The following is a 21,972-nucleotide window of genomic DNA, read 5'->3' on the forward strand; positions in this document are numbered from 1 at the left end:
TTGGCGACGGCGGCTGAGAATTTTGAAACGCAGCAACAAATCGTGGAACGGGTCCATGCGGCGCGGGGCTTGATCCAGAATGAGTTGTCCAAAACCATCATCGGGCAGCAGGAGGTCATCGACCAACTCTTGTACGGGCTGTTCGCCGGTGGACATTGTCTGATCACCGGCGCGCCGGGACTGGCCAAGACATTGCTGGTCAATTCGATCGCGCAGGTGTTTGATTTAAAATTCCAGCGCATTCAATTCACGCCCGACTTGATGCCGGCGGATATCACCGGAACCGAGATTCTAGAAGAGGATGCGCATGGGCACCGCACGTTGCAATTTGTCAAAGGACCGATTTTTGCCAATGTGCTTCTGGCCGATGAAATCAACCGCACCCCGCCCAAAACACAGGCCGCGCTGTTGGAGGCGATGCAAGAGCATCAAGTCACTGCTGCCGGGGTGAAATACCGCTTGGAAGAACCGTTTTTTGTGTTGGCGACGCAAAATCCAATCGAAATGGAAGGGACCTATCCGCTTCCCGAAGCGCAGTTGGACCGCTTCATGTTCAACATCGTGATCGATTACCTTCCCGAAGATGACGAGGTGGCCGTCGTCACCCGTACAACGTCGGTGGCTGCGGAAAAAATTCAAGCACTCTACACGGGCCAGGATGTGCAGCAATTTCACGCGATCGTACGTCAAGTCCCCGTGGCCGAGGATGTCGTTCGTTACGCTGTGCGCTTAGCGGCCGCATCTCGCCCCAATACGACCGAGGCGCCGGGGTTTGTCAACGAATGGGTCAGCTGGGGTGCAGGGCTACGAGCGGCACAAAACCTCGTGCTCGGCGCCAAGGCGCGGGCCTTATTGAGCGAGCGCGCTCATGTGAGTGAAGACGATATTCGCGCCCTCGTGCACCCAACGATGCGGCACCGAATTTTGGTCAACTACCGTGCGGAAGCCGAAGGGGTGACTGTGGAATCGGTCATTGAGCAGTTATTGGAAACCGTGGAAAGGCCTGCTGCGCGATGACTCAGCCCGCCGCCAACTTGACGCCGGCCGCGCGCCGCAGCGACGATATTCTCGATCCCGGATCGTTGATGCGGATCAAGGCGTTGGAACTGCGAGCCAAGATCGTCGTGCAAGGTTTCATGCATGGGTTGCACCGTAGTCCCTATCACGGTTTTTCCGTCGAGTTCTCCGAATATCGCCAATACAGTCCGGGCGACGACCCGCGATATCTCGACTGGAAACTCTACGCCCGCAGCGACCGGCACTACATCAAACGCTTCGAAGATGAAACCAACCTCCGCTGCCACCTGGCGGTCGATAGCAGCCGGTCAATGAGTTACGGCAGCTTGGGATATACCAAAGCGGACTATGCGGCCACCTTGGCTGGAACGTTGGCCTATTTCTTGTCACTGCAACACGACGCGGTCGGACTGGTCCGTTTTGATGAACGCCTCGACGATATCTTACCGCCGCATTATCGCCCCGGACAATTGCGGCGGCTGATGTTGGCGCTCGAGCGCCCCTCGGCCGGTCGCGGGACAGACGTTGCCGAGCCGCTGCGGCAGTTCGCGGAGTACGTCAGCCGTCGGGGAGTCGTGGTGATCCTGTCCGATTGTTTGGCAGAGCTGGACGGTTTAGAGACCGCGTTGGGGACGCTCAGGTCACGAGGGCAGGATGTGATTCTGTTTCAAATTCTCGATCCAGCCGAGACGAGTTTCGACTTCGAGGAATCGCTGCTGTTTGAGGACTTGGAAACAGGACGCGACTTATATGTTGATCCCCAACAGGTCCGCGCCGGGTATCTCGAAAAACTGGAAGCGCACAATCAATCCGTGCGGGCAACATGTGACAAGTTGGGAATCGAATACTTTCCGCTGACAACAGACCAACCGCTGGACGGAGCACTGCATGATTTCTTGCAGGCGCGAAGGCGTCGCGGGCGGCGAGTTTCCAGGAGGGGCGTATGAGTTTCCTGGCTCCCCTCTATGCCGCGGGCATCTTGGCCGTCTCGCTCCCGATTTTATTTCACCTCGTGCGGCGTACTCCGCGCGAGCGCGTGGTGTTCAGCTCGTTGATGTTTCTCTCCCCTTCTCCGCTACGGGTCACGCGGCGGAGTCGGTTGGAAAATCTGTGGTTGTTGTTTCTGCGTGGACTAGCGATTTGCTTGTTGGCGCTGGCCTTCGCTCGGCCATTTTTCCGAAATACCAGTCACGCGCCGGTTGCGCAACAGACTGGCCAACGGGTCGTACTGCTGGTCGATTCCAGTGCCAGCATGCGCCGCGATGGGCTTTGGGATCAAGCCGTTCAGCGGGTACTGACGGAAGTCGATCAGTGCGCCGCAAACGATCAAGTCGCATTGGTCGCCTTTGACTCACACATTCGCCCGCTCATCACGTTTTCGGAATGGGACAACACATCCAACGGCAGTCGCCGGCAAATGATTCGCAGCACATTGGACGACCTCAAACCGAGTTGGCGGGCGACTCATCTTGATGCGGCGCTGACGGCCGCATCGGACTTACTATCGCGCGATGCCGCCGCGGAGTCTGATCCCACCGCCGCAACCAAACGAATAATCGTGATTTCCGATTTACAACAGGGAAGCCGTTTGACTGGACTGCGAGCCCATCGCTGGCCGGTGGAAATCCAGGTCTCCATCGCGTCATTCACACCGGCAGCAACCACCAATGCCGGTTTACAAATTGTCGCGCCGGGACCGGAAGATCGGCATACCCGCGATGCCGGCACCGTCCGCGTCCGCATCGACAATGCCGCTGACTCCCAGCGCGATCGATTCCAAATCGGCTGGGTCGAGACCGCTGCAGAATCGGACGAAAAACCCACATCAGACAACGCACGCATCGACGTGTATGTTCCCGCCGGGCAAAGCCGTATCGTGCAAGCACCGCCGCGCCCCGCAGAGGTCGAAGCCGCCTCGCTAAAACTGACCGGGGACGACCAGGAATTCGACAACGTCGCCTATCACGTTGCTGCAAAACTGGCCGAGATGAAGATCTGGTACTTAGGTGACGACACGGGTGAGGACCCGCAAAAACCACGTTACTTTCTAGAACGGGCTTTGGCCGAGACACCCGCGCGGCATGTAGAAATCATTGCGCCTGACGAAACGGAATTCGTAGCTGCGCCCGGCGACATTGCCTTGGCCGTCGTGACCGCCCAACCGACGGCGGAGCAGATCGCGACTTTGCAACATCTTCTTAGCAACGGCGGCACGGTACTGTATAGTCTGCCATCAGCAGCGGCGGCCGAAGCGTTATCGCAGTTGATCGGCGGACAAACGATTGCCGCGACCGAAGCCGACACCAGCACTTATGCGATGCTGGAGGACATCCAGTTCGACCATTCGCTATTCGCCTCGTTTTCCGAATCGCGCTTTAGCGACTTCACCAAGATTCGTTTTTGGAAACATCGCCGGATCGATGAAGCGGCACTCCCCGGCGCAGAGATCTTGGCCCGTTTCGATGATGGCGCAGTGGCGCTGGTCGAGGTACCCGTCGGGAAAGGCCGGTTGTTGTTGTTCACCTCCGGTTGGCATCCCGAGGATAGCCAATTAGCGCTCTCCTCAAAGTTCGCGCCGCTGCTCAATGCGATTTTGGAACGCAGTGCGGGAATCTCCGCGGAATTGCCATCGTATTATGTCGGCGACGCGGTCGTCTGCACATTGGATGAAGGGGGCGGCGGCGAAGGCGAGATTGTGCTGACAGCGCCCGATGCGGTGCAGACGCAACTGGCATTCAACGGCCGCAGCACCGACGCGACCGATACGCCGGGGATCTATCGGTTTCAACGCGGCGACCGGTCGCAGGCGTTCGCGGTCAATCTACCTCCGCAAGAAAGCAAAACCGCTGCGTTGCCGGTTGAACAATTAGAACAGTTGGGGCTGGTGTTACAAAGCACGCCAACCGCCGCGGAACTGGCCCAACAAGAACAACAACAACGGCAACTGAAAAACCGTGAATTGGAAAGCCGTCAAAAACTGTGGCATTGGTTGGTTTTGGCAGCCCTGGTTGTGTTGATCCTCGAAACCTGGTGGGCAGGTCGTACGGCACGGGCCGCTGCGCCTGTTGCTTGATGATGTCACCTTCTCGCATTTTTGAGCCGAGTCATGACTGAATTGCATCTCGATTATTTATTGCAGAATGTCGGAGACCGCTATCGCCGTCACAACACGTGGCGGCTATTGGCTCTCTACTGGCTGGCCGTTTCTGTGGTAGCATTCGTTGTGTGGGGCATCTCCGCCGTTGCCGGATATTCTACTTCGTACACGATGCCGCTGTACCTCTTAGCTGCGCTGTCGGTCGGGTTTCTGACGTACTTGGTATCGCGAAGTCGCCTACACGACGCACAATGGTTGGCCCGGCGCATTGAAGCACAACATCCCGATCTGAATTCCTTATTGCTCACGGCTGTTGAACAACGCGATTCACAACCTGGCAGGATGGGGTACTTGCAGCAAACGGTGATTCAACAAGCCTTAGACCACGCGCGGCTGCACGACTGGCGCGACGTCGTGCCGGACACCAAAATCCATCGCGCGCAGTATGCGCATGTCGCGTCGTTGATCATGATGCTGGGGGTCACAATTTGGCTGTGGAGCGTCAATCCTCGCACTGCCCAAGCGGTGATTTTCGACGAGGTCGCAACGACGAATTCGTCGCTGGCCGACTTCGAAATCCAAGTCGATCCCGGCAGTGTCGAAGTCGAGCGAGGGACCGGATTGGTAATCACCGCACGCTTCGGCGCGCGGATGCCGGTGGATGTCAATTTGCTCGCCACAAGCGCCACAACAAAAACCGAAACCGACGCTGCGCAAACACTGCCAATGCAGAAAAGCTTGGACGACCCACTATTCGGGGCGCGCATAGGAATTGTGGAGAGCGATCTGACCTATACAGTCGAGTATGACGGACAGCGGACTGAGGAATTCCAAGTCACAGTCTTCGAATACCCGCGATTGCTGCAGGCCGATGCGCGGATTGAATTCCCCAGCTACACAAATCAGGAACCAGAAATCGCCGAAGATGTGCGACAAGTGACAGCTGTCGAGTTGAGTACGGTGACGCTCTCCTTCGCGCTCAACAAATCGGTCGCCCAGGCTGTGTTACTCAGCGACGACGGACAGAACGTGCCGCTCAGCATGACGGTTGATGATCCGCACGGATACGTGGCAACGTTGCCCATGCGAGAATCTCGCAACTATACGCTGCAACTCACCGATGCCGAGGGACGGAAAAACAAACGGCCGCCGCTGATTTCTCTTAAGGTACTTCCCAACCGCCGACCGGATATCCAACTCACGTTTCCCAGCCGTGATCAGCGCGTTTCACCGTTGGAAGAGATGTTAATCACCGGCACGATCAACGACGATTTCGGCGTGGTCGCGCATGGCGTGGCTTATACGATCGGCGATGCACAGCCGCAGATTCTCAAGCTGGACAACCAAGCGGGGGCGACGCAACAGATTTCTCAACAGCTTCGTTTCGAGGAACTGGGCGCGCAGCCCGATCAGTTAATGTCCTATTACCTGTGGGCCGATGATGTTGATCCCGACGGACAAATTCGCCGCACGGAAAGCGATATGTATTTCGCCGAGGTGCGACACTTTGAGGAAATCTTCCGGCAAGGGCAGTCTCCCCCCGGCGGAGGCGGCGGCCCCCCTGGTGGTGCGAGTGGACAGGGAGAAAAAATTGGCGACCTGATCAAACTGCAAAAAGACATTGTGACGGCCACCTGGAAAATCCGTCGTAACGCAGCGGATATTGTCGCAGCGAAATTGTTTGACGAACAGTTGCAGATCATCACACAGTCCCAGGCTCAGCTGCTCGAAAAATTGTCGGAAGTGATTGCCAAGCTGACCGACAACGAATCACAGCAAGCAGCCGCGATCGCCCAAACACACATGACGACAGCCGTCGACCGGTTGAACGGGGTCTCCTCCGATACCGCCGAGCCATCGTTACTCACCGCGTACGCAGCGGAGCGCGCTGCTTATCAGGCGCTGTTGAAATTACGGGCACGAGAGCACGAAGTCACCAAAGGCCAACAAGGCGGTGGCGGCGGCGGGCGATCACAACAACAGTTGCAACAACTCGAACTGGCCGACAACGAAAACCGCTACCAAAATCAAAGCACCGCTCAATCACAAACCACCGATGCAAAGCGCGAAACTAATCAATTGGTCAATCGATTGCGAGAATTGGCACAGCGGCAAAATGATCTCAACGAGCGAATTCAGGAACTGCAAAGCGCGCTGCAAGCGGCCAAGGATGAAGCGGAGCGCCGCGAATTGGAGCGGCGGCTCAAACGGCTTCGCGAGGATCAACGTGAAATCCTCCGCGACGCCGACGAATTGCGGGACCGCATGCAGCAATCCCCGCAACCACAACAAGCCGAAGCACAACAGGCACAGGAACAGGTCAACCAAACCCGCGAAAACATGCACCGTTCCTCCGAAGCGCTGGAGCAGGGACAGCTATCCCAAGCACTCAATGCCGGCACCCGTGCCCAGCGGCAATTGCAGCAGTTACGAGACGACTTCCGCAAAAAATCAGCCGGCGCCTTCGCCGACGACATGCAAAACATGCGCGACGCGGCCCGCGAGTTGGCTGAGGAACAACAACAAGTCGCCGACGAGCTAAAAGCGTTGCAGGAAGACAAGACAAAATCGCTCCGTGATGTACGACAAAAGGATCAACTGGCCGAGAAACTCAAGCAGCAACAACAGCAACTCGACAACGTATTGCGACAAGTGCGCGATGTCTCACAAGCAGCCGAAGACAGCGAACCGTTATTGTCCAAACAACTCTATGACACACTCCGCAAAACCCAGCAAAAACAACCAGGCCGCGCACTGGATGCCACGCGGCAGCTACTCGAGCGCGGTTCCGCGGAACGGGCCGCCCAAGCGGAACGCATCGCCCGAGATTCCATCGACGAACTCAAATCGAGTGTCGAACATGCAGCGGAAAGCGTACTGGGCAACGAAACCGAAGCCCTTAAGCGAGCTAAGCAGGAACTGGCTGAATTGACGGAGCAACTCAACAACGAAATCGCCCAAGCCGATCCACAACAAGGACAAAGTCCCCAGGGAGCACAACAGCAACAAAAATCCGAGCAATTGCCCCCAGGTCAGCAACAAGGGGGCCAACAACCGGGCAACCGACCGGGAAAACAACCGGGCCAAGGGCAACAACCAGCGCAAGGACAACAGCCGAGCGGACAACAACCCGGTGGCGCACAACCGGGAGAGAATTCCGATTCGCCGTCCAGTCAATCGCCCGCTGGCGGTGGTCGCGGTCAAAACCAGCGTCGCAGTTTGCGCGATCGCGCACCACAACAATCCGTCTCGCAACCTACGCCGGGAAGCCCACAACAGAGCAGCCAATCCTCCACCGGCGGCGGACCGGGCGGACCGATTACCGGCGATGATTTTCTCCAGTGGTCGGACCGTTTGCGCGATGTCGAAGAAATGGTCGAAGACCCTGCCCTGCGTGAACAGGTCGCCACCGTCCGTGACCGGGCGCGGAGTATGCGCGCCGAATTCCGCCGCCACTCCAAGGAACCGAACTGGTCACTCGTCGAATCGATGGTCGCCCAACCGCTGTTGGAACTGCAAGACCGACTCAGAGAAGAAATCGCCAAACGGGAATCACCCGACGCATTAGTCCCCATCGATCGCGATCCCGTTCCCCCGCAATACCGCGAAATCGTCCGCCGTTATTACGAACGCCTGGGGAGCGGCCAATGACTCTGTTTGCCAATCTGTTGATCGGCAACCAACGGTGGATCATCCCCGCCGCCGTACTGGCTGCCGCTGCGCTCTTCGTCGTGGTCTATTCCTATCGCCGCGACAAGAGAGCTCGTTGGGTAAACCTGTGCGCCGCCACACTGAAGGCATGTGGATTGTTGGCCTTGGCCGCTTGCCTCATCGAGCCGCTTTATAGCGGCGTGCGGGCCCGCCCCGGTGCGAATCTGTTTGCCATCGCTGTCGATAATAGCCAAAGTCTCACCATCGGTGGCCGGGACAGACAACTACAACAAGTGCTGGCCGAGTCCGACTGGCAGACGCGACTTGCACAAGATTTTGAATTGCGTCGCTACCAATTCGCCGCCTCACTACAAACCGTACCGGACTATCAAGAGATTCCCTTCGACAGAGATGTGTCCCAACTGGGAAATGCGATCACAACAATCACGGAGCGATTCCAAGACCGGCCGCTCGCGGGGATCTTGCTATTCAGCGACGGCAACGCGACCGATATCACTGCGAAGTTTCCGAACCTGAAAAAAGTGCCCCCGATTTACCCGGTGGTTTGGCCAGAAACCGCCGGCGTGCGCGACATCGCCATTCGAACCGTCGCCGTCAGCCGTTCGCCGTTTGAAGATGCACCTATTTCCGTCAAAGCCGAAATCAACACTCTGGGCGACGTCGGCGAAACCGTAACGGCCGAGATCCTCGATCCCTCCGGAAAACGCGTAGCGGAACAGACGTTGGCTGTGGACGATACTGCGGCCACGTTGGCCTTTCGCCTACAATTCGCCGCTCCGCATCGCGGGGTGGAGTTCTATCGCTTACGCGTCGTTGAAGCCGAACAATTCGACGATCCCTCGACCACCGCCGAAGCGACCCTAGCCAACAACGAACGAACATTGACCATCGACCGCGGCAGTCGCCCGCAACGCGTGCTGTACGTCACCGGCCGCCCAAATTGGGAATTCAAATTTCTTCGCCGTGCATTGGACGACGACCCATCTGTCAAACTGACCGGATTGATTCGCATTGCCAAGCGCGAAGCGAAATTCAAATGGCGCGATAATGTCGTTGATGCTTCGAATCCACTGTTTCGTGGTTTTGACGAGAAAGACCCAGAGGAAAAAGAGCAATACGACCAACCGGTCTTTGTGCGGATCGAAACTGAGGATGCCACTGAGTTACGAGAGGGGTTTCCCAAAATCGCCGCACAGTTGTTCGTCTATGACGCGATCATTCTAGATGACGTCGACGCCGAGTTCTTCACGCGCGATCAAATGGCGCTCTTGAACGAATTCGTCAGTCGCCGCGGTGGCAGCCTGTTGATGCTGGGGGGACAGGAATCCTTCCGTCGTGGTGGTTACGCGCGAACACCGCTACGGGAATTGCTTCCGGTCTATCTCGACCGTGAACCGCCCATGTTACCCGCCGGGCGGTTGCGATTGTCGCTGTCACGCGATGGTTGGTTGCAACCCTGGATTCGGTTGCGCGGAAACGAACAGGACGAAAAAATCCGCCTACGAGACATGCCGGACTTTCAGACCCTCAATCCACTAACCGGCATCAAACCGGGGGCCACGGTGTTAGCGCATGCAACCGATGCGCGCGGCACTCAGTTTCCGGCGCTGGTTGCCCAACAATTTGGTCGCGGAAAAACCGCCGCACTGGCTGTCGGCGACCTGTGGCGGTGGGCATTACGGCGGGACGACCCCGCCAAGAACGACCAAGCACGAGCGATGCGACAAATGGTCCGGTGGATGGTGGCCGATGTTCCGGCACCGGTCGAGGCGAGCATCGAATCAGATGACCAACGTGCGGTCCGCATTGCCGTCCGCGCAAGGAATAAGGATTTTCAACCGTTGGATAATGCCACCGTCAAAGTCGCGGTCCAGCCGAACCAAGGCGAGGCGATCACGCTCGATGCCGAACCGTCACTCACCGAGGCGGGCTTGTTCACCATCGACTATGCCCCCCGCGATCCGGGCACTTACCGCGTGAATGTGCAAGTCACCAACGCGGCGGGCAGCGAAACGGGCCGGGCTGCGACGGGGTGGGTTTATCAACCGGCCGTCGAAGAATTTCACAAACTGACGTGGAACCGGCCGGAATTAGAGCGTATAGCCACAGCGACCGGCGGCCAAGTTGTTGAGCCGGATGAGCTCGACCAGTTTGTCCGCGATTTACCCAAAAAATCGGCGCCGGTGACCGAACGCTACACCTATCCTCTGTGGCATCAGTCCAGCGTGTTTTTATTCGCGCTGTGCTGCTTTATCGGCGAATGGGGCCTGAGACGTTTTCGAGGACTGCCGTGAATTTGTTGCCATTGATGTTATTGATGATCGTCGGCCAAGACCCGGTCGCTCTCGATCAAACCGCGGTCGTGGTCGTTATCGGCGCCCCCGGGACGAGCGAATATGCCGGCGAATTTGCAACTTGGAGCGAACGTTGGCAGACCGCGGCCCAGCAAGCCGATGCGCGATTCACGTTGATTGGCAACGACGAGCATAGCAACGGCGATGATCGTGACGCCCTCCAAGAAATCATCGTGAAAGAAGCAGAGCAGACGCAAGGCGATCTGTGGATCGTATTGATCGGGCACGGCACGTTCGACGGCCGCGCAGCGAAATTCAACCTACAGGGACCGGACGTCTCGGCGACGGAATTAAAAAATTGGCTCGAAGCGGTGCAACGACCGACTGCGATTATCAATTGCGCATCGTGCAGCGGGCCGTTCATCAATGCGCTCTCGGCTCCCGGACGAATGGTGGTGACCGCCACAAAATCGGGGAGCGAACAGAACTACTGCCGCTTTGGCGGTTTCTTTTCACAGGCGATCACCGATCCGCAAGCCGACATCGACAAAGATGGACAGACCTCGTTGCTGGAAGCGTTTTTGGCGGCTTCCCACAACACCGAGGCGGAGTACAAACAACAAGGCCGCTTGGCGACCGAACATGCGCTGTTGGACGATAACGGCGACGGGCTAGGCGCTGCAGCGGAATGGTTCCAAGGAGTCCGGGCCGCACAAAAAGCCGAGTCCGCCCAAGCGGTCGACGGACGGCGCGCGCATCAATTCCACCTGATCCGCAGTGAGTTGGAACGAAGCATCCCCGATGAACTTCGCCACCAAAGAAACGACCTGGAACTACAATTGCATGAACTGCGTGATAAAAAACCAACGCTCGCGGCAGAAGAATACGACGGACTGCTCGAAGAGCGACTGTTGGAATTGGCTCGGTTGTATGAACAGATCGAGCAGCAAGCGGCACAACCGGCGGCAGCGGCACCCTGAATCAACCCGCTTTTTTCAGCGGTTGTTGTTTGCGTTTTCGTTTCTGCCCGGGAATGCTTTTCCAGCGACGATGGACCCAGAAGTATTGTTCAGGCGATTTACGAATTGCCCGTTCCAAGGCGGCGCTGTAGCGGCGGGTGATTTCAGCCACCTCATCCTCAGCGTCGATGGTGCGCGGGTCGATCACCTCTTCGCAGCCCACTTCATAGTGCAACGGCAATCCGTCGCCGAAGCGGTCTTCCAAGCGGCGCGAATAGCCCACACAAATCAGCGCATCGTATTGTAGCGCCATCAGAGCAATTGCGCGGTGGGTCGAGGCGGGGCGGCCGAAGAAATCGACAAAGACGCCGCGACGTCCCGCATCCTGATCACCCAACAGCGCAATCGTGCCGCCGGCGGCCAGTTCGACGGCCATCTTATCGAATCCCCCTTTTTTGGAGATCGTGTGATGGCCGGTCTGTTCGCGGAACTTGCGAAACCATTTGTCGAGATATGGGTTATCCAGATCGCGGGCGACGATGTTCATTTCAAAACCGAACACACCAAAACAACTGATGCCGATTTCCCAGTTGCCAAAATGCCCGCTCAAGAATAGTACCGGACGGTCGCTGTAGAGCGCTTGCACGACCTCTTCTTTTTGATGAAACCGCAGCACCTGTTTGCAGTTCTCCACGCGGAGCTTGCGGCGGAGTTGAATCATCTCCACAACCATGCGAAACAGATGCGCCCACATTCGGCGGATGATGTCGTCGGCCTGCGCGTCGTTAATCTCCTCGCCGAAGGCATTTTGAAGATTCTCCCGCGCCACCTGATAGCGGGTCAGCTTGCGCGGCAAAAAGCGGAAGAAGGCATTGCTGGCCATTTCCGCCACGCGCGCCGCGGCCCGCGCGGGCATGGCATCGACCATGCCCACAAAGGTGCGAAAAACCGCGTACTCCGCCACGTATCGCCATCGCCGCTGCATCGTGCGTCACTCCTTGACTACTGCTGTCGTATGCAGCGGAAGTGTCGCCGTTGCGGCAATTTGCGTCAACCCCGGCCGGATGTTGATCGATGCATGTGGCGGTGGTAGGGTGAAAACAATATGTGCGTTACCCCCCGGCAAAGCCGGGGGCTGATGGATGGTTGCATGTGAAAATTTTTCTCTCAGCCCCCGGCTTTGCCGGGGGGCACCAACGATCAATGACGCACTTTCTGTAACATCAGCGCGGGAGGCGGGGGTCGCTTTTCAGCGGCAATTGCACGCGGCGACCGGTGTGCGAGGATTTGTAGATCGCCAGAATAATTTCCACGCTTTTACGGCCTTCGCGACCATCAATCACGGGGGTGCTGTTGGTTTTGATCGCCTTGATGAAGTCTTTCAATTGCGCCAAATGGCCGGCATAGGAAATCGCCGACGGGTCGCTGGCGCCCCCGGTACTGCCTGCTTTCTTGGCGAATGTTTCGCGAATCGTGTCGTCTTTCTTGGTCGATTTCGCGAAATCCCAGAGCAAAATGTCATCTTGCTCTACGATCGCCGTGCCGGTCGTGCCGTGGATTTCCGTCTTTTTCAGCAAACCGGGATAGGCGCTCGTCGTCGCTTCCAAAACACCCAATGCGCCGTTTTTGAAGCGGACCGTCGCGACACCCGTATCCTCGACTTCGATCCGCTCGTGCGCCAACCGGTCGGTGATTCCCGAGACCTCCGCGACGTCTCCCATGAGCCAGTACAGCAAATCCACATTGTGAATCGCCTGATTCATATAGGCCCCCCCGCCATCGAGTGCCCAAGTCCCCCGCCATCCGCCACTGTCGTAGTACTCTTGGCTACGCCACCATTTGACGTAGGTGTCTCCCAACGTCAATTTGCCAAACCGACCGCTATCGATCGCTTTTTTGAGCGCCATATTCGCCCCACTAAATCGTGAGGGCAGGATCGTGGCCAGTTTGACCTTGTTTTTCTTGCAGGCCTCGATGATTTTGTCACAGCGTTTGAGCGTGATTTCCAGCGGTTTTTCGACGACAACGTGCTTTTTGGCGTTGGCCGCTTTGACGGCAACCTCCATGTGGGCCCCACTGGGGGTGCAAACGTTGACGATGTCTAAACCGGGATGCTTCAGGAATTCGCCATAATCGCTGTACACGGCGACGCCGGGAATCGATTTGGCCAACCGCTCCGCCGAAGCTGGGAACGAATCGAACAGCGCCACTATTTTGGCGCCACGTAAATCTTCAATTGCACGGGCATGAAACGAGGCAATCATGCCGCACCCTACGAGTCCAAAGCCGATGGGCATCAGGGAGCCGTCCTTTCCGAGGAATGTCCGGCCATGTGCGCCGGAAACTTTACAAGAGTCGCTAATTGTGTTTCGGTTTTGAGATATTTCTTACCGCGCCCGCTGGGAAACCTCAATCGTTACCGCGAGATATTGGCGGTTGATGCTGGATCAGACAGGGGCGGCGCAGCACGTAATCCTCCCATTTTCCCCGAACCTCCTTTTCGTCAGTTCGAGTGGGCGTTGCTGCAGAACTTGCCGTAGTATTAGCAACCCGGCCTTTCCCGAAAATTGCAGAAAGTGCTAGAATGTCCGATCATTGTGGCAATCGTCGGTCGCTTTGGTACTCATTTCTCCACCTAATGCGTGGCGCAACATTCGCATTGAGACCGATCGTTCATGTGCGTTCGAGAGGTGCAAACCCCTCGAACTTTGAAGAATAACCCCTAAGAATTCCCTCGGCGGGCCGTCGATTTCCCCGCCGCGAAAGTTACCGTATGAGGCATTTTTTCGAGAGGCGTGGTCCCGGCGGGTTAGGGCTGGCCCTGTGGGTCGTGGTGGGCATGGCATTTATTGCTCCCATCGCTGTACTGGGTCTCCGCGACGTCGAACTGGAAAACAACGTCGGTGATTGGCTGGAGCCAAACAATCTGCAGGCCCGCAAGTTCCGCTGGCTGGAGAAGCAGTTCCCGCACGAAGACGCGGTCTTGGCGTCCTGGGATGACAGCCAGATTGGCGATCCCCGGCTGGAAGAATTCGCCGAGAAACTGCAAGGTAAGGCCGACTCCAACGGACGCCGACGAGGCGGGCTGCCGTTCATTTCAAAGGTCCGCACACCACTGGAATTGCTGGACCGGATGGAACAAAACGATGTGACGCGCGATGAGTCGCTGGAACGACTTTCGGGCGTGTTAATCAGCGCCGGCAAACTGCGGCTGGTCCTGTCTGAAACCGGCAAGCACCGCGAAAAGGCGGCGCGCGCGAAAATCGCCGAGTGGTCGAAATCAAAGCTTGGTTTAGAAGTCGAAGTCCTGGACAAAATTCAGGACAAGCTGCTCACCGACAACGAAGACGCCACCGACGAAGAAAAACTGGACGAAGTGCTCGCTTCGGAGCACGATCTACGGGTGAGTTGGCCCGGCATGAAACCCGGTATACCAGCAACAATCGCCTTTCAGGATGCGATCCTCGACCTTCGATTCGAGGATACTGACGGGGATCAACCCACAGAACCGATCGTAGAGGATGCGTTCTTTTACCCGGGCGCGCCGGTGGCGGTCGTCATTTATATCAATGAAGCCGGGATGGCCGACAAAGGAGAGGCCATCCGTAGCATTCGTGCCGCCGCTGAGGAGGTCGGGATTGCCCCGGACACATTGCATCTTTCCGGCGGCGCCGTGGCAGCTTCGGCACTCAACCAGGCGGTGATCAAGTCGTCGTGGAACACGAATTTTCCGATGTGGATGTTACACCATCGCTCGGTGATGCTGCTCTCGGGTTTAGTTGGGCTGTTGCTCACGTTTTATATGATGCGCAGCTTTCGTTTGGGACTGATGGTCCTGGCCGTTTCGTATTTGACGCCCCTCGTCACCGTAGCCTTGGTCCCCGTAACAGGGGGGAGCATGAATATGGTGTTGATTGTGATGCCATCTTTACTGTTGATGCTGACGATTTCGGGCAGCATTCATGTCGGCAATTATTGGAAACATGCGGCGGCGCGCGATATGCGAACGGCTGTCGTGGAAGCCGTCGAAATGGCCCGCAAGCCATGCATGCTCGCTAGCTTCACAACGGTCATCGGGCTGTTGTCACTGGCGACCAGCCATCTTACGCCCGTGCGTGATTTTGGTTTGTACTCAGCGGCCGGCATGATCATTTCACTGGTCATGGTTTTATATGCCCTACCCTCGCTACTGCAATTGTGGCCGCCCAAACAGCCCAAGGTCGAAGAAACCGAGCATCTTTACTGGCGAAATTTGGCAAATTGGATCACAGAACATAGCACAATCGTGACCTGTGTTTTTCTTGTGGCATGCGTGGCGACAACTTCTGGCTTGGCTTACTTCCGCACCGAAACCAAGGTGATCAAGTATTTCCCGGAGACATCGCGGGTTTATCAGGACTATGCGTTTTTAGAAAATAACCTCTCTGGGGTGGTGCCGGTCCAAATCGTTGCCAAATTTGCTGACGTGAAACGGGGCGGACCAAACTTCGCTGAGCGCGCCAAACTGGTGCGTGACTTACAGGCGAAAATCTCGCAATTGTCGGATGTCAGCGGAACCATGTCGTTGGCGGACTTTTTGCCAACACCCGAACCATTACCCGAGGACGCCTCCCGATTAGCACGCCTGCGGGAACAAACCGCCGCGCGGGCCATGGAGACGCGTGTCAAAGAGGACAAAAACCACCAAGCGCAAGCCTTACTGGTCGTCGCTGAAGAGAAAACCGACTTTAGCGAACCAGGGGATGAGCTGTGGAAAATCACGGCGCAGGTCGCCGTGCTCACTGATGTGGATTACGGCGATTTGATGGCCCAGATGGACCAGATCAGCGCCGAAGCATTACGGCTGGAGCCAACCGCGGGACATGTCGTCACCGGCATGGTGCCGCTGTTTTTAGAAACCCAACAAGAAGTTCTAAACAGCCTGATCACCAGTTTCGGGCTAGCGTTTGCAATGATCGGTTGCGTGTTGATGGTCGTGCTGCGGCATCCGCTGGCGGGATTTTTCGCCATGCTGCCGAATGTGCTGCCCATCGGTATGGTCTTCGGCATGATTTCGTGGTTTCGCATTCCGGTGGACATTGGCACCATGATCACCGCTTCGGTGGCACTGGGGATCGCAGTCGATGGAACCGTGCACCTGCTGACGTGGTTCCGCACCGGTATTTTTGAAAATCTCACCCGCAAGCAATCCATCGCACAAGCATTGGAGCATTGTGGACCGGCGATGTTTCAAACCAGCATTGTCACCAGTTTGGGACTGATTGTGTTGTACCCAGCGGAGTTGTTGTTGATCAGTCGCTTCGGCTGGCTAATGGCGTCGCTGATCGGCATGGCGCTGGTCGCCGATGTGATATTGCTTCCCGCATTGTTGGCCGGGCCGCTAGGTACGTTCATCGAACGTCAAGTGCGCAAGTCGATGCCAACAATCGTTCGCGCCGAACCAGCGCCACCGGCAGCAAGCCCAGTCTCGCTGAAGCCGCACATCAGCCCCTCACGCGCCAGCATTTCACGGCAACGCGATTAAGTCGGCGATGCGAACCTGCTCCGAGGTGAACCCGATGCCTGCGGCAGTTCGTCCACCTGGTTGTGGAGACTGAGCGTTCGCGTTACGTAATGCGGTACTTCTTTAGCCGGCTGTAGTACGTGCTGCGGGGCATCCCCAACAGTCGTGCAGCGCGGGCTTTGTTTCCTCCACAACGCGACAAAGCATCGCGGAGTTGTTGTTCTTCGTTTGCGCCGTTGTCTCCCACTGCGGCAGGCACCGCGACGGGGACTTTCTCCGTTTCCCCACCCGCGACCGGCTCTTGTCCGCCGGTGGTGTGCCGCCTTTGGCTGCCTAGTTGCAATTGTGATGGATTGGGGAACAAGATTTCCCGCGGCAGATCGCCGGGTGTGATCACCTCGTCATCGGCCAGCACAACCGCACGTTCGATCACATTTTCCAGCTCACGGATATTCCCCGGCCAGGGATACTGCTTGAGGATGTCGACCGTTTCGTCATCCAAGTGCGAAATCGGTTTACCGATGCGTTGTGCAGCGCGGCCCAAGAAATGTCGGGCCAATTCAAAAATGTCGTCGACACGATCACGCAATGGCGGCAACGTCATGCTGATGACGTTCAACCGATAATACAGGTCCTCGCGAAAACGGCCTTGCAGGATCAGGCTTTCAAGGTCCTGGTGCGTCGCCGTCACCAGCCGTACATCGACCTGAATTGTCCGCGTCCCACCCACCGGCTCGAAGGAGCGTTCCTGCAGCACGCGCAACAATTTGACCTGTGTTTCCAAGGAGATGTCGCCGATTTCATCCAGAAACAACGTGCCGCCATTGGCCATTTCAAAGCGGCCTTCTTTGTCCCGGTGTGCGCCGGTAAAAGCCCCTTTGGTGTGGCCGAACAGTTCGCTTTCCAGCAGGCTGGGGGAGAGCGCCGCACAATGCACGCGCACCATCGGCCCTTCGTGCCGCGGGCTGTTCATGTGCAATGTTTGGGCCAGTAACTCCTTGCCCGTTCCGCTCTCACCTCGAATGAGTACGGACGATTCGCTGTGCGAGACCTTTTGAACCGTGTCTAACAATTCGCGGATGGCCTTGCTGTTGCCGCGGATCAATTCGTTGCGGAAGCCACCTTGAATGGTGAGCTTCTGCGGATCGCGGCTTCCCATAATTTCCGATTGTAGAATCGAAATTTGCCGCTGTTGTTCGGCAACCCGCTCCGTTTTTAGTGAGAGTTCCTGGTTCAACCGCGTTATTTCATCGTGCACCTTAGAGCTGTGCAAAGTCATGATCTGCCCCAACGCGGTGAGGAAGGTCAGATCCTCAGCCGTGTAGGAGCTGTCGTCTCGTTTCCGCCCCAGCAACACGAACCCCGCCAATTCCCCTTCCATCTCCAGCCGATGAATCAGGTCGACATCCAATTCGCGCAGGATCGTCTGTACCTTAGACCGGGGGCCGCGTCCGCCGAGCGATGTTCGCTGCAAACTCGCGTTTTCTAAAAGCGGGATTGCGAGTTCTGGATCGTTTGCCAACCGCGCGGGAGGCGACATGTCGCCTTGGACGGCAATTAAGTTGAAGTCTTCGTTCGGCCCCGACCGCAAATAGATGGCGGCTTGGTTGATGTGCAGCACCTCTTGGCAGGAGGTCAACATCTGCTGACCCAGTGTCGCCGGGTCGCCGAGATGATCCCCCAGGTGGGCGACTGCCTGATTCATCCCCTGCATGACCTTGTCGAGTTGGTACTTTTCGCGATAAAAGCTGCGATCCAATGTCTGCTGCACACGATCACGAATCCACCCCAGCAGAATGACCGCCACCAACACAACCGGTGTGACCGAAATCACCTGATGCAAGAACTGCATGTCCTGCATCATGCCCAGCAGACTGCTGAGGGTGATTGCCAAACTATAGACAATCAACACACCGAAGCTGAGCACGAAGTACAACGTGCCGCGGCTGAACACCTGGTCGACCAGCATCAGTTTGTAGCGGATGATCCCCACGGCATAGGCCATCATGAATAGCAAACTGGCAATGAACATCGGGAATCGCGCATGGCCCACAGCGAATTCGACCCGGTCATTAAGGGCTAACAGCAGCGTATAGCCAACGGGCAACGTCGATGCGGCTGCTGCCCACAAGATCCACTTCACCTGATCGTGTTCGGCGGTGTTCTTAGTCGTTTGGTAGCTGTCGTACAGCGCGTATAACGTGGCGACAAAAAAGACAGTGGCGACGGCCAAGTATCCGTAGATCGATTTTTGGACGTAGGAAAGCGTGTATAGCAAGTCCCCTAACGAGTATGCGTCGGTATGGGCGTGTTGCCAAGCCGAATAACACAACAGCGCCACCATGCCGGTCGTCGCAGCGAGAGGCAGCGCGTAGATCGATGCAAGAATTGTCCGCGGATGGCGGGCAAACCAGGGTTTGCGGTGCGGAAAGACCAGGAAAAAGTGCAGAGTGACCACCGGCACCAGCATGGCGCAGATGGCAAAGGGAATGTTCAACCACAACCGCGCGGCGATCACCCACCAGTGATATCCACCGACAAATGCGACGACGGTGACGATGCACATCGCAAAGAACATTCGAGCCGCTGCATCGAACGGACGTTTCCAATACGCCATCGCCCCCACAACGAAGATTCCCAAGTGCAACGTGAACCACACCAGCGATAAACTCAACGCCCCAAGCGGCAATCGTTTTTCTTGGAGAAATGGAGAATACGGGTCACTGGGGTCGCCATCCTCTTTGAAGAACTCGACTTCAATCCAGCGTTCATGCGAGGGTAGTTTCTCGACGATCGGCCCGGCGTGCTCTTCGGAGTCACTGGTCTGGGGCACGAACGACCCCACTGGGGTTGGCGTCGAACGTAAATTGGCGATTGCTTGTGTGAACTCAGTAAAGGTCCGCACGGGTTGCCCACCAATACTCAATAATCGGCTCCCCTCTTGCGGACGGTCTCCATCGGTGGTCACGTCGAAGACGCGGTCGATGCGGACACCGACCTCATTCTCGGGGTGAACACCAGCTGCGACCAAGTCCTCTTCGTTGGGCATCAGACAGCGCAGCCCGAGATCGCGACTTTGGCTGACAAAACCAAGGACGATAATCGAGTAGACCAGTACGGCGATCCCGGCAAGGACCAGAGGCCATCGTCGCGCCGGTTTCAGCCCGTCATATCTCGCCATTTTACCTATCCAGAGCGCCGAATAGCGCCGAAAAAAGGTGTCGAACACCCGTGGACATCGGCGCCGAAGCGAGCGCCGAACCAATGACACTATTATTACCCGAATGGTGGGGCAAATTCAAACGTATCTTGAATCTGGAGTCGTACACATGGAACCGAAGAGATCTAACTCCATTGAAAACAAGCAGATACAAACTATGAACCGGCTTTGAGTTTTCAGCGCCCAGATCGCAATTCCAGCGAGGTTTTGAACAATTTCGCCAAAAACAAAACGTCATGCTGGTGACGAACGGGTGTTTGGCACGCACGTTGCATATTAGAAATCACAGTTACGGAAGTTTAAACAAGATATTTCAGCATGGCCTCTTGTACCAAACCAATCAAGAAGCCCTCTGCTCACGATACCCAGCCTAGCCCCTTGTGAAAGCGTGGATTAGAGACAAAACTTGGTATGCAATAGGGTCCCCTAAGTCGCAACCGACCCACACCGCGATTTAGCCTACCGCCTGAGAATACTCAACCAAGCCCTTTGTCTTTCCGCTTTCCAGGGGCTTTCTTTATGCGCTGATGGAATCTCACCGTGCGCGCAATCCGCCCCTGGCGACAATCGCTTGTGCGAGGGATCCCAGAGGCCTCCCCTCGCTCAATGACTAGGACTCGACCATTCGCCGTAGGTGGCTGACGATTTGGGAGTCTCCCACAAGGTGACTTCTCGGACCGGTAGTTTTTCGGAATTCGCGAATTCGTAGATCAGCCGCGCGATATTCTCTGCTGTCGGATTGTAGGAAATCACGTAGACCGGTTCGTTCAATTCCAGGAGCATGGAGAGTGCCGGGTCATCCTCATGCAGTATCATGCGGTGGTCCAGCTCCGAATCGATCCAGGTGGCGATGGACTTTTTGATGTCCGTGAAGTCGATCAACATCCCTCGATTGTCCAGTTCGGCTGCCTCCAGGGAAATCTGCACCCGTCCATTATGGCCATGGAGGTTACGGCATTTGCCGGCATAATTCAGCAGACGGTGGCCATAACAAAAATCGATTTGTTGGGTGATTCGATACATATCGGTTCCGAGTTCCTGCAAATAGCCCGGTCAGCGGGACGGTGTGTGTCATGAGGTTTAGGTTGGCATTTTAGACGATTGCCCCCTGGGGGAACAGTGGGGCAAACCGGATGGGAGTGGCTGGAGGGAACTGGCTTGAGGAAATGCCGCTCCTCGATGAACCGCGTGGACTTCGTCGTCCTAAACGCGAATAAATGCTCGCTTTCGCGCAGCACCAAGAAAAATCGCGCGACCGATTACGTTGGCAAGAAGTCTTTAGGTATTATCGCGGAACAGAGTGATACGCTCTGACGGCTACCCACCCCGAAAGCAGAATCATTCGGGGGTCACTCCGCGTAGGCCGCGTCAGCCTCTGTACAACAGAAGGCCCCGTGATTACCCGCCCGATATGCCAAAAATGGCTGGGGCGGAATAAACCGTCCCCAGCCATCTTTGGCTTCAATAATCATGTCGCAACGTTGGCAATCGTTTAATAGGCCCCGGCCCCTGGCGGGATGCAAGGGGATTGCGTCGTGTCGGCACTGCCTTCGCCGAACGGGCCGCACCACGAACCGCGCCAACCATGTAGCGGGCCGTCGGGGTATTCCCCTTCCCAACGATAGGCAAACATGACGTTGAACAGCGCCCAAGACTCACAACAAAAGCCTTTAGCGACGCCCAAGAGTCCACAATTGACATCGGACCCGTCGCCATCGCAGGCGGAACCGACGTTGCTATAGTTATCTTGATAATACGTACCGTGAGTTTCACCGTAGTAGGATTCCTCCTGGCCACGGATCACTTTGTCTTCAACATCACCCGCTTTGGGAACGGCTTGGCAGCCTCCCAAAGTGATCATAAACACTGCCGCAACTGCGGCTTGCAACTTCCCTGTCATGGCGGCTCTCCCCTGACGGCAACCGAACGCTGGTACAAAAATCGAATCCGTGACGTTCATGGTTATCGGCATTCGCATAAGAGGGCCTATAGGGATTGCCGGGGTATTCTCGGTAGAATGGGTGATACTTGAAATGAGGGGACAGGCTTGAGGACGACACAGCTGTGCCCGGCAATTCCGTCGGCATGCGGTCTTCGTTCTGGCCACTAGCCACCGGCCACTCCCTTTTTTCTCACGCCTGTCCCCTCAAGCCTCACGCCTCCTAAGACCTCATCTTGACACAATTCACCGACCGACGTACAACGCCAGT

Annotated in this window: 12 protein-coding genes; 7 read left to right on the forward strand and 5 right to left on the reverse strand. The window is 56.7% G+C overall.

The features are described from left to right. Genes CA54_RS07565 through CA54_RS07590 form a run of 6 tightly spaced genes read left to right on the forward strand, consistent with a single transcriptional unit; the run spans position 1 to position 11,060 of the window. The gene (locus CA54_RS07565; RefSeq protein ID WP_146372311.1) at positions 1-1,017 is read left to right on the forward strand and encodes an AAA family ATPase; all 1,017 of its coding nucleotides are present in this window, start codon (positions 1-3) and stop codon (positions 1,015-1,017) included. Then, positions 1,014-1,964 (forward strand): DUF58 domain-containing protein, encoded by a 951-nt coding sequence (locus CA54_RS07570; protein ID WP_197532273.1) that lies wholly within the window; start codon positions 1,014-1,016, stop codon positions 1,962-1,964. The genes CA54_RS07565 and CA54_RS07570 overlap by 4 nt, the downstream gene beginning before the upstream one ends. Beyond that, the gene (locus CA54_RS07575) at positions 1,961-4,090 is read left to right on the forward strand and encodes a BatA domain-containing protein (protein WP_146370200.1); all 2,130 of its coding nucleotides are present in this window, start codon (positions 1,961-1,963) and stop codon (positions 4,088-4,090) included. The genes CA54_RS07570 and CA54_RS07575 overlap by 4 nt, the downstream gene beginning before the upstream one ends. Before the next feature lie 33 nt (positions 4,091-4,123). After that, on the forward strand, positions 4,124-7,765 hold the full coding sequence (locus CA54_RS07580; protein WP_146370201.1) for a hypothetical protein: 3,642 nt from the start codon (positions 4,124-4,126) through the stop codon (positions 7,763-7,765). Continuing rightward, on the forward strand, positions 7,762-10,080 hold the full coding sequence (locus tag CA54_RS07585; RefSeq protein ID WP_146370202.1) for a hypothetical protein: 2,319 nt from the start codon (positions 7,762-7,764) through the stop codon (positions 10,078-10,080). The genes CA54_RS07580 and CA54_RS07585 overlap by 4 nt, the downstream gene beginning before the upstream one ends. Continuing rightward, positions 10,077-11,060 (forward strand): hypothetical protein, encoded by a 984-nt coding sequence (locus CA54_RS07590; RefSeq protein ID WP_231962996.1) that lies wholly within the window; start codon positions 10,077-10,079, stop codon positions 11,058-11,060. Before CA54_RS07585 ends, CA54_RS07590 begins: the two co-directional genes overlap by 4 nt. Position 11,061: 1 nt before the next feature. On the opposite strand, the gene CA54_RS07595 is transcribed toward CA54_RS07590, so the two are convergent. Next, positions 11,062-12,024 carry a lysophospholipid acyltransferase family protein gene (locus CA54_RS07595; RefSeq protein ID WP_146370203.1) on the reverse strand — a complete coding sequence of 321 codons (963 nt, stop codon included), beginning with the start codon at positions 12,022-12,024 and terminating at the stop codon, positions 11,062-11,064. A 238-nt stretch (positions 12,025-12,262) separates the two neighbouring features. Then, a complete protein-coding gene (locus CA54_RS07600) occupies positions 12,263-13,336 on the reverse strand; it encodes a Gfo/Idh/MocA family protein (protein ID WP_197532275.1) in 1,074 nt (357 codons plus the stop codon). A 476-nt stretch (positions 13,337-13,812) separates the two neighbouring features. Between CA54_RS07600 and CA54_RS07605 the strand changes: the two genes are divergently transcribed. Further along, positions 13,813-16,563 carry an efflux RND transporter permease subunit gene (locus tag CA54_RS07605; RefSeq protein WP_146370205.1) on the forward strand — a complete coding sequence of 917 codons (2,751 nt, stop codon included), beginning with the start codon at positions 13,813-13,815 and terminating at the stop codon, positions 16,561-16,563. Positions 16,564-16,645: 82 nt separating this feature from the next. Here the strand turns inward: CA54_RS07605 and CA54_RS07610 are convergent, their stop codons facing one another. The 3 genes from CA54_RS07610 to CA54_RS07620 form a co-directional block, all read right to left on the reverse strand. After that, positions 16,646-19,723: a sigma 54-interacting transcriptional regulator gene (locus tag CA54_RS07610; protein ID WP_146370206.1), complete on the reverse strand. Its 3,078-nt coding sequence runs from the start codon at positions 19,721-19,723 to the stop codon at positions 16,646-16,648. A gap of 642 nt (positions 19,724-20,365) precedes the next feature. Next, on the reverse strand, positions 20,366-20,785 hold the full coding sequence (locus tag CA54_RS07615; RefSeq protein ID WP_146370207.1) for a 6-pyruvoyl trahydropterin synthase family protein: 420 nt from the start codon (positions 20,783-20,785) through the stop codon (positions 20,366-20,368). A 469-nt stretch (positions 20,786-21,254) separates the two neighbouring features. Further along, positions 21,255-21,662 (reverse strand): hypothetical protein, encoded by a 408-nt coding sequence (locus tag CA54_RS07620; protein ID WP_146370208.1) that lies wholly within the window; start codon positions 21,660-21,662, stop codon positions 21,255-21,257. Positions 21,663-21,972 lie beyond the last annotated feature (310 nt).

Source organism: Symmachiella macrocystis (assembly GCF_007860075.1).
In the GTDB taxonomy this organism is placed as follows: domain Bacteria; phylum Planctomycetota; class Planctomycetia; order Planctomycetales; family Planctomycetaceae; genus Symmachiella; species Symmachiella macrocystis.